10 protein-coding genes are annotated in these 13,748 nt (G+C 69.3%); 7 read left to right on the forward strand and 3 right to left on the reverse strand.

Annotation, left to right across the window (positions count from 1 at the left end; translation table 11 throughout):
* Positions 1–82: 82 nt before the first annotated feature.
* Positions 83–2,005, reverse strand: a complete 1,923-nt coding sequence (locus tag AC068D_RS00055) for an ABC transporter ATP-binding protein (protein ID WP_478820609.1) — start codon at positions 2,003–2,005, stop codon at positions 83–85.
* A 32-nt stretch (positions 2,006–2,037) separates the two neighbouring features.
* Positions 2,038–2,835, reverse strand: a complete 798-nt coding sequence (locus AC068D_RS00060; protein WP_478820610.1) for an alpha/beta fold hydrolase — start codon at positions 2,833–2,835, stop codon at positions 2,038–2,040.
* Between the two features lie 449 nt (positions 2,836–3,284).
* Between AC068D_RS00060 and AC068D_RS00065 the strand changes: the two genes are divergently transcribed.
* The 3 genes from AC068D_RS00065 (at position 3,285) to AC068D_RS00075 (ending at position 7,238) form a co-directional block, all read left to right on the forward strand.
* Complete coding sequence (locus tag AC068D_RS00065) at positions 3,285–3,500, forward strand: MbtH family protein (RefSeq protein WP_478821362.1); 216 nt, start codon at positions 3,285–3,287, stop codon at positions 3,498–3,500.
* Between the two features lie 1,457 nt (positions 3,501–4,957).
* Positions 4,958–5,887, forward strand: a complete 930-nt coding sequence (locus AC068D_RS00070; RefSeq protein ID WP_478820611.1) for a ParB/RepB/Spo0J family partition protein — start codon at positions 4,958–4,960, stop codon at positions 5,885–5,887.
* 469 nt (positions 5,888–6,356) lie between these two features.
* Positions 6,357–7,238 (forward strand): ParB/RepB/Spo0J family partition protein, encoded by an 882-nt coding sequence (locus tag AC068D_RS00075; protein WP_478820612.1) that lies wholly within the window; start codon positions 6,357–6,359, stop codon positions 7,236–7,238.
* 369 nt (positions 7,239–7,607) lie between these two features.
* Here the strand turns inward: AC068D_RS00075 and AC068D_RS00080 are convergent, their stop codons facing one another.
* Positions 7,608–8,705 carry a prephenate dehydrogenase gene (locus AC068D_RS00080; protein ID WP_478820613.1) on the reverse strand — a complete coding sequence of 366 codons (1,098 nt, stop codon included), beginning with the start codon at positions 8,703–8,705 and terminating at the stop codon, positions 7,608–7,610.
* 372 nt (positions 8,706–9,077) lie between these two features.
* Between AC068D_RS00080 and AC068D_RS00085 the strand changes: the two genes are divergently transcribed.
* From AC068D_RS00085 to AC068D_RS00100, 4 genes are all read left to right on the forward strand, one after another.
* Positions 9,078–10,055 (forward strand): alpha/beta hydrolase, encoded by a 978-nt coding sequence (locus AC068D_RS00085; protein ID WP_478820614.1) that lies wholly within the window; start codon positions 9,078–9,080, stop codon positions 10,053–10,055.
* On the forward strand, positions 10,048–11,217 hold the full coding sequence (locus AC068D_RS00090; protein ID WP_478820615.1) for an acyltransferase family protein: 1,170 nt from the start codon (positions 10,048–10,050) through the stop codon (positions 11,215–11,217). Before AC068D_RS00085 ends, AC068D_RS00090 begins: the two co-directional genes overlap by 8 nt.
* Before the next feature lie 438 nt (positions 11,218–11,655).
* A complete protein-coding gene (locus tag AC068D_RS00095) occupies positions 11,656–12,465 on the forward strand; it encodes an FkbM family methyltransferase (protein WP_478820616.1) in 810 nt (269 codons plus the stop codon).
* 16 nt (positions 12,466–12,481) lie between these two features.
* Complete coding sequence (locus AC068D_RS00100) at positions 12,482–13,645, forward strand: glycosyltransferase family 4 protein (RefSeq protein WP_478820617.1); 1,164 nt, start codon at positions 12,482–12,484, stop codon at positions 13,643–13,645.
* The last annotated feature ends 103 nt before the right edge of the window (positions 13,646–13,748 follow it).

The following is a 13,748-nucleotide window of genomic DNA, read 5'->3' on the forward strand; positions in this document are numbered from 1 at the left end:
AGCGCCCTCGGGTACGACGAAGGTGCCGTCCACCGGTCCAGGACCGGTGGACGGCACCTTCGTCGTACCCCGGAGAGCCACGTCAGCGCGGCTCCGGGCTGAGCACCGCCTCCTCCAGCGGGTCGTGCTGTGCGAACTGGGTGTGGTAGAGGTCGGCGTACAGGCCGCCCGCGGCCAGCAGCTCCTCGTGTGTGCCGCGCTCGCGGATCGACCCGGCCTCCACAACCAGGATCTGGTCGGCCTCGCGGATCGTGGAGAGCCGGTGGGCGATCACCAGCGAGGTGCGCCCGGTCAGGGCGGTCTTCAGCGCGCGCTGGATCGCCGCCTCCGCCTCCGAGTCGAGGTGGGCGGTGGCTTCGTCCAGGATCACCACCGGCGGTGCCTTGAGCAACAGCCGGGCCAGCGCGATCCGTTGCTTCTCACCGCCCGACAGCCGGTAGCCGCGGTCGCCGACCACGGTGTCGAGGCCCTCCGGGAGCAAGCGGACGGTGTCCCAGATCAGAGCCGCCTCGCAGGCCTCGACCAGCTCCTGCTCGCTCGCCCCCGGCCGGGCGTACTCGAGGTTGGCCCGCAGGGTGTCGTGGAACAGATGGGCGTCCTGAGTGACCACACCGATCGTGTCGCGCAGCGACTGCAGCGTCAGATCCCTGACGTCGTGGCCGTCCACGCGGACGGTGCCCTCGGTGGGGTCGTAGAGCCGGGGCACGAGCTGGGTGATCGTTGTCTTTCCCGCCCCCGACGGCCCGACCAGGGCGGTGAGCTTCCCGGCCGGGACCTCGAAGCTCAGCTCCCGAAGGGTCCATGCCTCCTCCGACTGCTCGGAGCGGCGGGCAGCCGGGTGCCCGAGCGAGGCCAGCGTGTCCTGGTCGCCGCTCGGGTAGCGGAAGGAGACCTTCTCGAAGGTGATTTCGGGCGCGCCGTCGGAGCGCAGCCCGCCGAGGTCCCGGGCATCGGGGCCCTGCGCGACGTTCGGCTGCAGAGTCAGGATCTCGAAGACTCGTTCGAAGCTGACCAGTGCTGTCATGGCGCTCGCCTGCAGGCTCGACAACTGGTTGATCGGACCGTAGAGCCGCATCAGCAGAGCGACCATGGCGACCAGAGTGCCGAGCGCGAGTGAGCCGTCGATGGTCAGCACACCCCCCAGCCCGTAGACCAAGGCGGTGGTGATCGCGGTGAGCACGACGCCGAGGACGCCGAGGATCTGGCCGTGCACGACCACCGAGACGGCGATGTCCCGTACCCGGCCGGCCTTGTGCGCGAACAGTCCCGACTCGTTCTCCGCGCGGCCGTACAGCTTCGCGAGCACCGCGCCCGCGACGTTGAACCGCTCGCTCATCAGCGTGCTCAGCTCGCCGTCCAGCTCCATCCGCTCCCGGGTGAGACGCTGCAGCCGGCGCCCGATGAGCCGCGCCGGCAGCAGGAAGAACGGGATCATCACCAGGGCGGCGAGGGTGATCTGCCAGGACAGGTAGAGCATCGCCGCCAGAACCAGCCCCAGCGACAGCACGATGGACAGCGACTGCGACAGCACGCCAGTCACCGCCTGACGGGCCCCGACCACGTCGGTGTTCAGCCGGCTGATCAGCGCCCCGGTCTGGGTGCGGGTGAAGAACGCCAGCGACTGCTGCTGGATGTGCGCGAACACCTTGTTGCGCAGGTCGTAGACGACGCCCTCGCCGATCCGTCCCGAGCATCGTGCCTGCACGTACATCGAGCCGGCCTCGACCAGGGCCAGACCGGCGACGGCCAGGCACAGCCACACCACCGTGTCGGTTCGCCCGGGCAGAATGCCGTCGTCGATGACCTTCTTCAGCACCAGCGGGCCGGCCGCGGTGACCACCGCGTCGACCACCGTGCTCAGCAGCAGCAGGGCCATGCTCCACGGATAGCTCAGGGCGTACGGCACGATCCGCCGGATCGTCCCCTTCCTGATGCGCCCGTCGGCCGCCTCGTCGTCGCTCCGCGCCCTGGTCCCGCCCGGTGCCGAGTCCTTGATCCTTGCCATGCTGGAACCAACTCCGCGCTTGTGATGGGCTGTCAGTACTTGTTGAGGAACTCGATGATCGCTTTGTTGACCGCGTCAGGGTTCTCCAGGTTCCCGAGGTGGCCGCAGCCGGGGATTTCCACGTAGTCGCAGCCCGGGATGGCGTCCGCCACCTCGGCGACCAGGTGGGGCGGGCAGATGAGGTCGTCGCCGAATGCGATCGCGCGGCACGGCACCGTGAGGCCGCGAAGCGCCTCGCGGCGGTCGCCGACAGTGTCGACCGAGTCCTGGCCGGGGACGGTGTGACCTGCGGTCAGTTCGAAGACCTCGAGCCACCCGGAGGCGGCGACGTCGTCGTTCAGTGTGGTGGGGGACAACATCTCCAGCGCGGTGCGCGCGGCCTGGTACTTGGGTGGGAGGGTGACGCCGGTGGCGTTCAGCTCGCGCTCCGCCGCCTGCAGCAACCGCCGGGTGGCGTCCGAGCGGGCCCTGGTGGCCATGAGGACGGCGCAGCGCACCAGATCGGGCCGGGCGAGCGCGAGCTCTTGGGCGATCATGGCTCCCATCGAGGTCCCGACGATGCGGCACGGCCCGATGTCCAGCGCCTCGATCAGCCCCAGGGTGTCGGCGGTCAGGTCGGCGAGCGAGTAGTCGCCGGGCGGTGTGTCTGACGGCGCGATGCCTCGGTTGTCGAAGACGATCGTCTCGTAACCCGCCCGCTCCAGGGCCGGTGACTGGTGCATGGTCCACACGCGGCCGGCAGCGCCCGAGCCCATGATGAGGAGCACCGGTTCCCCCCGGCCCGATCGCTGGTAGGAGAGCCGGATCCCGTTGGCGCTCACGAACGGCATGACGGCGCTCCCTCGCTGGCGGTGGGTGCGGGCAAGACGGCCTCCTGGAAGTCGAACGAGGGATGGTCCGGGGCGGACTGTCCGCGGCCGGAGGTGAGTTGCGCCATCGGGGTCCACTGGGCCGGTGCCGACGGGGAACGGCCCACTACTGCGGTGAGGCGGCTACTCACGATGACACCGGCCGGTAAGCCGATCAAGGTCGGCCTGTTGTGGACGAATGGGCATCGCGCCATCGTTCAACCGGCGCGCGGGGATCAGTTGAACAGCCAGCTGAGGCGGGCGGCTCGCATCGGTTGACTCGACGGCGCGGCCTGAGGCCATAGTGGCTTCGTACGGGGCCGGGCACCGCGCCGGACGGCCACCGACGGTGGGGCGAGGCCGGGTGAAGCGCCCAGGCGAACGCGCGCCACGATGCTATCCACCTCATGTACTCAAGAAAGGACGGCGTGGTGACGAATCCGTTCGAGGATCCCGATGCCGAATACCTGGTCCTGGTCAACGATGAGGGCCAGCACTCGCTGTGGCCCGTTTTCATCGACGTGCCCGACGGATGGAACTCGGTGTTCGGGAAGGCGGGACGCCAGGAGTGCCTCGACTACATCGAGAATTCCTGGACCGACATGCGGCCCAAGAGCCTGATCGAGGCCATGGCGGCGCAGAACTAGACGAGTAGCTCCGAATGCGGGGCTACTCAGACGTGGAGAGGGTGTCCAACCTCGGGTTGTGACCCCCGAGTTGGACACCCTCTTGACGGCACTGCGCACGCTTGTCGACAACCGCCTGAATGCCCGGCGATGGTGAGGACGACCGGCTCCGTCGCTTCGAGGCCGAGCCGATCACCCTGCTGTGGCCCGTGCCATGCCGGGCTGCCACTGCGAGGCCAATCGGTTGCGCTTCGCCCAGGCACAACTGCACTCGATGTTCCCCTGCCCTGCCCCGGTACCCGGCCTGCACCAACCTCCGAGGGCGGCACTGCCGCTCAATCGGACGACGCCCCTGCTTTGCGGCCCGCTGTCCCGCGGACAACGCACCTTTGGATCGTGACTCGACCCGTCGACTGAGCCCGCCCCCGTGAGACGGTGGAGCAGCGGCCTGCCGGCTACGGCCGCTGTCGCTCCGACTTCCGATTTCACCGTTGACCGATGCCGCACCTCGTTCACACCCCGGCCGGTCTACCGGCGACCTGGGCCGTGGCCGCCCCGACGATGCTCGAAACGGCAGGTCCTGGCCGCGTGATCGACGCCGAGCGGCACGTGGACCCGCCGACCGTCCCGGACTTCTGGCTCCGGGGGAGTGGGCTGCATCCCCGTTGAACTCGGCCGTTGCTGCCCCGCCAAAGGATCGAATCGGTCAACGACACCCTCGAGGGCACTCCACGAACGGCTCGCTCATCCGGCTCGACAAGGTAGGGACCACTGGGCCACATCGGACGGGCTGCGCGTTTCCCGGAGCCTGGTCACCTTCCGTACCGATCCCCGAGGAGCCGGTCGACGCGACGCCTCCGTCTCCCCCTCTGCGCCGCGCAGCCGCGGCAGCGTCCCGTGCACGCGCCGAGCCGTGTTCAACCGACGCGACGCGGCAGTTGAACACGTACGCGGGGCGCAGCGCAGACCTCATGGCGAGTTCCCCTTCCGGCAACGCCTGGCCAGCGGCCGGGGGCTCCGCTGAGGGCCGTTCGAACTCGCTCGAGTGCCAATCGGCCAAATCTCGGGGACGCCTCGACACTGCTGTGTCTCAAGGGTGACTATGGGTATGGGTGTTCGGAAGTTACTGGTGTTACGTGTGGGATCAGGGGAGGCTTGCCTTGCCTGAACCGCTGTCCGGCTTCGAGGGTGTCAAGTTCCCGATCGTCGGCGGCGCTCGGGCGTGCTTCCCCCACGGCGAGCGCGGTCCTTCCGGCCCCGGCAAGACGGGTTCAGCGCAACCGGATTGATCTATCCATCCGATGGGGGAGACGAGTATGAGTCGGGCAAGTGCGGATAATTTGCAATTTAGTTCAACCAGTGATAATGGCCGAGTCGCTGCGGCGGCAGAAATGCGTGGCCGCGACATCGTTTCCCTCCCGGTCGCGTCGCTCATTCCCGGAGAGTCGCCCCGTCTGGACGGGCAGAACACAGACCACGTGGCCCGCCTTGCGGAGCTCGACGAGCAGCTTCCCCCCATCCTTGTGGACCGCCGAACCATGCGGGTGATCGACGGGATGCACCGTCTGCTGGCGGCCTGCCTCAAAGGGCGGGAGACGATCGACGCGGAGCTCTTCGACGGGACCCCCGAGGAGGCGTTCCTTCGCGCGGTCGAGGCGAATGTGACACACGGCCTCCCGCTGTCGCAGGAGGACCGCCGAGCCGCGGCCGCGCGGATCCTCGAGGCCCACCCCCAGATGTCGGACCGAGCCATCGCCCGGGCCTCGGGCCTGGGCGCGAAGTCGGTCGCCACCATCCGGCGGACCTCGGCCCACGCGGCCCCTCAACTGATGGTCAGGATCGGACGGGACGGCAAGGTCCGTCCGCTGAGCAGCGCCGAGGGGCGCCGGAGGGCCGCCGAGCTGATCGCCGAGAACCCGGAGGCCTCGCTGCGCGAGGTGGCGCGGCGCTCGGGGATCTCGCCGGCGACGGTGAGCGACGTCCGCAAGCGGCTGCTCTCCGGGGAACTGCCGGTCGCGGAGCGCCGACCGGTCGTCGCCGCCCCGGCGCCCGACGGTATCCCACCGACCGTCTCCGAGCAGATTCCTCGGCAGCGCGCCAACCAGAAGGTGCGGCTGGTGCAGCCGGACCCGGTCGCGCTGATCGAAAAGCTGCTGCGCGACCCCTCCCTGCGCCACAAGGAGGAGGGCCGTCACCTGCTGCGCCTCTTTCAGCAGAACGCGCTCGGCGACCAGGTGTGGACCAAGCTGGCCGCCGTCGTGCCTTCGCACTGCAGGGACCTCGTCGTCGACCTCGCCCGCGAGTACGCAGAGACCTGGACGGAATTCGCGCAGGAACTGGACGAGAACATCCGCACCCCGGACAGGGACGTCCGCGTGCCGGAGCAGCGGATCGGTCTGGGCGCGTAGCCGCGCGTATCGGGGTCCGGCCGGCTGACGCGTCGACAGGATGAAACACGAGAACGACGAGGGGAATGCCTGTGATGCGGCACGTCAGGGGGTGACCTCTCGACGATTGGGGGAGCGGCGGTGAACGGGGCCGTCGACGTGGTGCGGGGGGCGTAACCACGTCGAACGACTGCCCTGACGCCGGATCGAATGGAACGGAGACGCGGGATGGGGTCCGCACATCCGGCCTGTGCTCTGTCGAGGTCCGTGACCTCCTCAGTGGGCAGGTGCATACAGCTAGTCAACGGGGTGAAACACTGTGAGCAATTTCCTCGTCCACCTACCCGATTCCGTGGACACCGACACAGCCGGTGGTCCGGCGGACCCTGCCGTGCCCGGCAGCACGTTCCCGCGAAAGGTCGCGACGCTACCGATCGCATTACTTCTTCCAGGGGACTCCCCCCGTTCGCGGGGGAAGGACGTCGACCACGTGGCCAGGCTGGCGGAGCTCGATGCCCCGCTGCCCCCGATTCTGGTCGATCGCCGTACCATGCGGGTGATCGACGGCATGCACCGCCTGACAGCTGCCACGCTCAAGGGCCAGGAGTCGATCGATGTCGAGTTCTTCGACGGCAGCGCGGAGGACGCTTTCCTGCGCGCCGTCGAGGCGAACGTGGCGCACGGTCTTCCGCTGTCGCACGCCGACCGGCGCAGGGCCGCGGAGCGGATCATCCGCTCCCACCCCCAGAGGTCGGACCGGGCGATCGCGCGGTCCGCGGGACTCGGGTCACGGACGGTCGCGAACATTCGGCGCGAGATGACAGGTTTCGCGCAGCAGCCGGCCGCTCGCGTCGGACTCGACGGCAAGGTCCGTCCGCTGAGCAGCGCGGAGGGCAGGCGTCGGGCCGCCGAGCTCATCGCCGAGAACCCGATGGCCTCGCTGCGCGAGGTGGCCCGGCGTGCCGGCATCTCACCGGCTACGGTCAGCGACGTCCGTAAGCGACTCGACTCGGGACAGCCTCCTGCCGCAACCGAGGCGCCAGGCCCGAGCGGTGACCTCGGGCCGGCCTCGACCGCCCGGCCGAAGGCCCCACGAAAGGCGCCGACGGCACCGCCCGCACCGGCCGCCGTCCTGGAGAAGCTGCTGCGGGACCCCTCGCTGAGGCACAAGCAGGAGGGGCGGCAGTTGCTGCGACTGCTCCAGCAGAATGCCATCGGGACCAGGGAGTGGTCCGCGCTGACCGCCGTGGTGCCATCGCACTGCGGCGACCTGGTGGTGGACCTAGCGCGTCAGTGCGCTGAGATGTGGCGGGAGTTCGCGCGGGAGCTGGGCGAGGTTTCGCACTCCTCGGAGCGCAGGGTGGCTGACTAGCGCTGCCCCGGAGTGGACCGGTCGGCCCTGCGACGCGATGCTCGCAGGGCCGACCGGTGTTTCCCGGCACGCCCGCTCCGACCGTGCCGGAAGACTGACCGGCCTTGGAACCGCTGAGTCGCCGTGCGAAAGCCTGCCGACATGACGTCCGTGCGTGCGTCTGCCGAGGTGCCGCGCAGGATTCTCACCGGCCTACGGCTGTCGTCGATCAGTACGGCGCTGTTTCCCCGCTCGTGATGAACAACGGATTCACGTCCTGTCCTCTTCGGTGCGGAAGCACGAACCGTTGACGTGGCCTTCACGGCCCGGCTGCCCAGGACGGGCACACGCGGCGCCGACCGGGGCGCGCACGGAGGCCTTCTCCCTCCCTCAGCGCTCCCGCCAACCTCGCGCCCGGAGAGACTTTCTCAGGGGCGCCGTCACATCGTGCGCGACGCTGAGGTGGACCACTCCGGCCAGTTGGCCAGTGGCGTGCTCCATGCGGATGTCCTCGATGTTGACCCCGGCGCGATCCGCATCCGCGAAGAGCTTCGCCAACTCGCCCGGCTGATCCCCGATCATGACGCTCACCACGTCGAACCGCTCGGGTCGGGACCCGTGTTTGCCGGAGATGCGGGCGCGACCCGACTTGCCTCGGCGCAGCATGTCCCCGACGATCTCGGCTCCGTTGTGGCGCTTGGCCTCATCCGTCGCTGCGACAGCACGCAGCCCCTCGACCATCCGCTCGAGGTCGGAACCCAGTTCCTCCAGCAAGTCAGCCACAGCACCAGCGTTGGCGCTCAGTATGTCCAACCACAATTGCGGGTCGGCTTCCGCGATCCGGGTGAGGTCCCGAAGGCCGGGCCCTGCGAGGCTCACCTCTCGTTCCTTGGCATTCTCCAGGCGCATGGCGACCAGGCTGGCCACGACATGCGGGGCGTGCGAAACCAGCGCGACCGCACGGTCGTGTGCGGCAGCCTGCATCACGACCGGTACGGCGCCGCACGAGGCCACCAATTCCAGAGCCATGTTGAGGGTGTCCGTGTCCGTGTCCGTCGTCGGTGTGAGGACCCACATGCGCCCTTCGAACAGATCGGCCCGGGCTGAAAGAGGGCCGCTGCGTGACGCGCCCGCCATTGGATGGCCCCCGATGTAGCGGGATGTGTCGCAGTCGAGGGTGATGGCATCATGCTGTGGCTCTGCTTTGACGCTCGCAACATCCGTATAGTGACGCGCCAGACCCTCTGCCTGCGCGTCCGCCAGTACCCTGCCGACCAGGGGCGGCGGCACTGCCACGATCGCCAGATCCACGTTCTCCGTCGGCGCCTGCGATGTCCCGGCTCCCAGCGATGCAGCCGTCCGTAACGCCTGCGGGTCAGTATCCCGAAGGTGCACGGTCACGTCATGCGCCCGGAGAGCCAGTGCCACCGAGGTGCCCATCAGACCTGTGCCGATCACCATCGCGGAGTGCATAGCGGCAGTGTCCATCCCTCGGTCGATCAGCAGCGTGGGGCGTGGATCCGCAGTGCAGTTCAGACCCCTGCTCAGTGCCCCCGCACCGAGCGCCTGGTAGGTCGGACGATAGGCCGTCGGTCGCGCCGCACGGAAGTTCAGACAGTGGTCGAACGCCCGACCGCCCTCATGGTGCAGCGAGTCGATGACCGATAGGCACCGAGGAATCGCAGTGGCCCGAAACCCGCAGTGACACGGCTCCCTGACGGCTGACCAGGACAGTCCTACTCGTCATACCTCAGAGCTACGCGGAAAGTGCCTTCTCAGGAGTGATGCAGATCAGGAGGCGTGATCCGTAGTTTCGGCACCGGAACACGACAGAGATCACATATGGAAGGACCATCAGCCATGGCGTCCCGCCCGCGCAGAGACCGCCTTTACCGGACCTTCTTCGCGGCCTTGGTCGCCGTATCGGTGGCGGTGCCGGTGTCCGGTGCGGCCCGCCCTGTGGCTGTGCCGGCGCCCGTACCGCCCACGCTTGCCCCTCTGAGCGCCGCCACCCCCGCGGCCCTCACCGACAGGTACGCCGTCAACCGCGACGGCATCAGGGCCGCCGAGCGGATGGCTGCGGATCACGGCGACCGGAAGCGGGCCGCCGAGCTGAGCAGAATGGCTGACCGGAAACGTCAGTTCCTCTCGTTCGACGGCCGTGACGGCGGCCGCACCGTCGAGGTGTACGGCGACCTGTCACAGGCCGAGCGGATCGTTGTGATGGTCCCGGGCGTGGACAACAATCTCGACAGGTACTGGCGCTTACGACGCGATTCCGTCATGCTCCAGCGGGAGCTGGGTAGCCGCTCTGCCGTCGTTGCCTGGCTCGGATACGAAACACCCACCATGGTGAGCCTGGCCGCCGTGACTTCGGGACGCGCCGAGAGCGCTGTCCCCGAACTACGGGCATTCATGGCCGAGTTGAAGAGACTCAAGTCCTCTGCTCGGACTTCGCTCGTATGCCACTCCTACGGTTCCGTGGTCTGCGCCGGGGCAGCCTCCGGGGTGGATGTCTCGGACATCGTTCTCTTCGGCAGCCCCGGCGTCGGTTTCGACCGAGCCGCGGAACTCGACACCCGGGCCACCGTCTGGGCGGGACGGGGCGACGAGGACCCGATCGCCGACGTGCCCCATGTGAAGCTCGAACTTCTCTTCACAACGGTGGGGTTCGGAACCGACCCGGTCTCGCCCGAGTTCGGAGCCAAGGTGTTCTCTGCCGGGCATTCCAACCACGACGGCTACCTGAAGGCCGATTCCGTGTCCCTGAAGAACATCGCTCGGATCGTTGCCGGACGGGCTGGGTCCGAGAAGGTTGCGGAGGCTGGCCGTGCGTGAACTCGTCCGGCGGATCGAATCCGCGACGCCTCCCAACCGGGACCGTGCCGTCGACGCCCTGCGTGCCGTCGCCATCCTGGGTGTGGTGCTGGGTCATTGGCTGGTGACCGGCCTGGTCGCCGACAGCGGCACGGTGCGCGGTGCCAGTCCGCTCCAGAACATGTCCGAACTCGCCCCGATTTCCTGGGTTTTCCAGACACTCGCGGTCTTTTTCCTGGTGGGCGGGCAGGTAGCCGCGTTGAGCTACGACTCCGCCCGCACCCGCAACGAGTCGTACGGTCGATGGCTCGGCGCCCGGTTGATGCGGCTGTTCCGGCCAGTCGTCGCCGTGCTGGTGGTCTGGATCGTGGCAGCGGGCGTGATGCTCGCGGCCGGGGTCGAATGGCTGACAGTACGAGCGCTGTGCAAGCTGGTGTGGTCCCCCCTCTGGTTCCTGCTGGTCTTCGCGGTCCTGACGGCGGCGACTCCGCTGGTGATGAAGCTGCATCCGCTGTGGCCGCTCGCCGTCGTACTCCATATCGACGTAATCCGGTTCGGCCTGGACGGACCTGAATGGCTCAGCTCGTTCAATGTGCTGGCCGGCTGGCTCGTCCCCTACTGCCTCGGCGCGGCCTGGGCCCGGGGCGGTCTGCAGAGCCGCAGCACCGGCTGGGTGCTGCTACTCGGTGGCGCAGCCACCACCGCCGGGCTCGTCCTCTGGGGGGGCTACCCCGCCTCCATGGTCGGGGTGCCCGGCCAGGAGATCTCCAACCTCGACCCGCCGACCCTCACGGTCGTCACCTTCGGTCTCACCCAATGCGGCGCGGCCCTGCTGCTGATCGGCCCGCTGCGACGAGCGCTGCGGCGCCCCGGCGTCTGGGCTGCGGTGGCGATGGCCAACCTCTCCGCGATGACGATCTTCCTCTGGCACCAGACCGCGATGATCGCTGTCACCGCACTCGGGCTGCTCGTCGGCGAGCCCCTGCCCGGCTTGCACACCGTGCCCGACAGCGAAGGCTGGGTGCTGGCGAGGCTGGCCTGGCTGCCCGTGTTCGCAGTGGCACTGCTGGTCTGCTGGGCCGTATTCCGTTCGTACGAGCAGCGCCGGCCCGACGGCCCTGGCCTCACCAGGGTCGTGGACACACGGTGGGCCGTTCCGGCCACGATCAGGCGGTCCGTCTGATGTGTGGGAGCTCCCGACTCACCGACCAGGTCGCCCGAGCGGTCCGCCGGCCCGGGAACGACGCTCGGCAACCGGTCCCCGCGACCCTTCGCTGACGGCAGCGGTCCTGCGGCGCGGAGACGGCGCACCGTGGCGACCGCCCACGGGCCATGAGGTCTGGTGGGCGAGACACCCCCGGACCGTGCTTGACGATGTGCCGGATGGGAAGCGGCGATGCCGTCAGCCAGCTCGGAGCGGTACGCCGCACCTCCGATGGCACCCCTGCCGATCCGCCTCGCTCGCGACGGAGATGCGGGGTCCCATGTCGTGTCCCCCTGCTGGTGATGTACATCCGGAAGCCGAGGAATGTGGCAGGGATCTCGTCCTGAAGGTGACTGTAACGGGCCGTGTCGGATGGTCAGATAGGAGGTCGACCACTTCCGAACATGAAAGGCTCTCATGAGCGGCACGTTGACACAGCGCACGGGATCGCCGTCCGTCCGGGCCGGGGGCTTCGCGTCCGCGGGATTGCGTGCGACCTCACTCGCCCGCGCGCTGCGCTGGGCCGCCCCGCGATGGCCGTTCATCGAGGAGGAGGTGGCCGGCCTGCGGCCGCTGGTGCCGCCGGGCGCCGTCTGTCTCGACATAGGGGCCGAGTACGGTCTCTACACCTGGACGCTGTCCGCGCTGAGTGGGCCGAAGGGTGCTGTGCACAGTGTCGAACCGCTGCCCGGCCCGGCCAAGTGGCTGCGGACGGCGGCCTCGGCCCTGGGATGCGACAACGTCACGGTGCACCGCATGGCCCTCGGCGCGCGGGCGCAGAACAGCACGATGAGTCTGCCCCGGCGCCGTCTGCTGCCCGTACACGGGCGGGCCTACCTCACCGAGGGAGCTTCGGGGCCCGGCCCGAACACCGAGTTCGCGCGCTCCCGGCCCGTGCGTACGGCCGTGCGTACCGTTGACGGCCTGTGCCACCACATGGGCCTGGACCGGGTCGACTTCATCAAGGCCGATGTCGAGGGCGCCGAGGCAGCCGTACTGGAAGGCGCCCGCAACACCCTGCTGCGGCACCGCCCTGCTCTGCTGCTGGAGATCGAGGACCGGCACCTCGCCAAGTACGATGTGCGGCCGGCCACGCTCGTGAGCGGCCTGGCCGAGCTCGGCTACCGCATGCACCGCTGGCGCAGCGGGGACTGGCGTCCGGTGGCTGGTGTCACGGACGAATTCCGGAACTACCTCTTCACGACTCGTCCGATCACCTGCGGCTGAAGGAATCTGCCCTGTCATGGGTTCCACACTTGTCATCACCAACGACTTTCCGCCCCGCCAGGGCGGCATAGAGACGTTCGTCCACGCCATGGCAACGCGGGTGCCCGGGGACGACGTCGTCGTCTACACCTCGCGCGAACCGGGCGACACCGCGTACGACGCCACACTGCCGTTCCCCGTCGTCCGTGACTCCAGCCGCACGCTGCTGCCGACCGCCCGGGTCACCCGCCGGGCCGTCGAGCTCGCCAGGGCCCACGGCTGCGACCGGGTCTGGTTCGGGGCCGCGGCGCCGCTCGCCATGATGGCGCCCGCCCTTCGGGCAGCCGGCGTACGGCGCATCGTGGCGACCACCCACGGCCACGAGATCTGGTGGGCCCGTGTCCCCGGGGCACGCAGGATGATGCGTCGCATCGGCGACGGCGTGGATGTCGTCACCTACCTCGGCGAATACACACGGGCCCGGATCGCACCGGCCCTCGGGCCGCGCGCCGAACTGAGCCGTCTGGTGCCCGCCGTGGACGCGCAGATCTACCGGCCCGACGCCGAAGCCGGTGCGGCTCTGCGCGCCGAACTGGGGCTGGAGGGCAAGCGCATCATCCTGTGCGTCGCCCGCCAGGTCGCGCGCAAGGGCCAGGACAAGCTGATCGAGGCCATGCCGCTGATCCGCCGACAGGTGCCCGACGCCGTACTGCTGTTGGTCGGCCAGGGGCCCGACGAGGCCCGGCTGCGCAAGCTGGCGCTGCGCCACGGCGCCGACGCGGTCAGATTCATCGGCGGCCGACGGCACGATCAGACCCCGCCGTACTACGCGGCGGCGGACGTCTTCGCCATGCCGTGCCGGACACGCAAGGCCGGTCTGGAGGCGGAGGGCCTCGGCATCGTCTTCCTCGAAGCTGCGGCGAGCGGTCTGCCGGTCGTCGTCGGTGACTCGGGCGGCGCCCCTGACACGGTGCTCGACGGCAGGACGGGCCGGGTCGTGGACGGCACCGACGCCGAGGTGGTCGCCGCCACGCTGACCCGGCTGCTGCTGGACCCCGAGCGCGCGGCGCTGATGGGCGCCGCGGGCCGTCGGTGGGCTCAGGAATCCTGGTCCTGGGACGTCTCGGCACACCACCTGACCCAACTGCTCACCCCTGCGCACGCGGACCAGCCGGCGCCGGTGCCGCCCGGCGGGGAGTAGTCCCAGCACCGCTCACGACACGGCTCCCGTCGGGCTCAGGGCTCGGCGGGAACCGCGTCGCGTCCGGGGCCGACCCGCATGGGCGCCGGCATCTCCGCGAGCG

This window comes from Streptomyces sp. NPDC043861 (assembly GCF_056435905.1).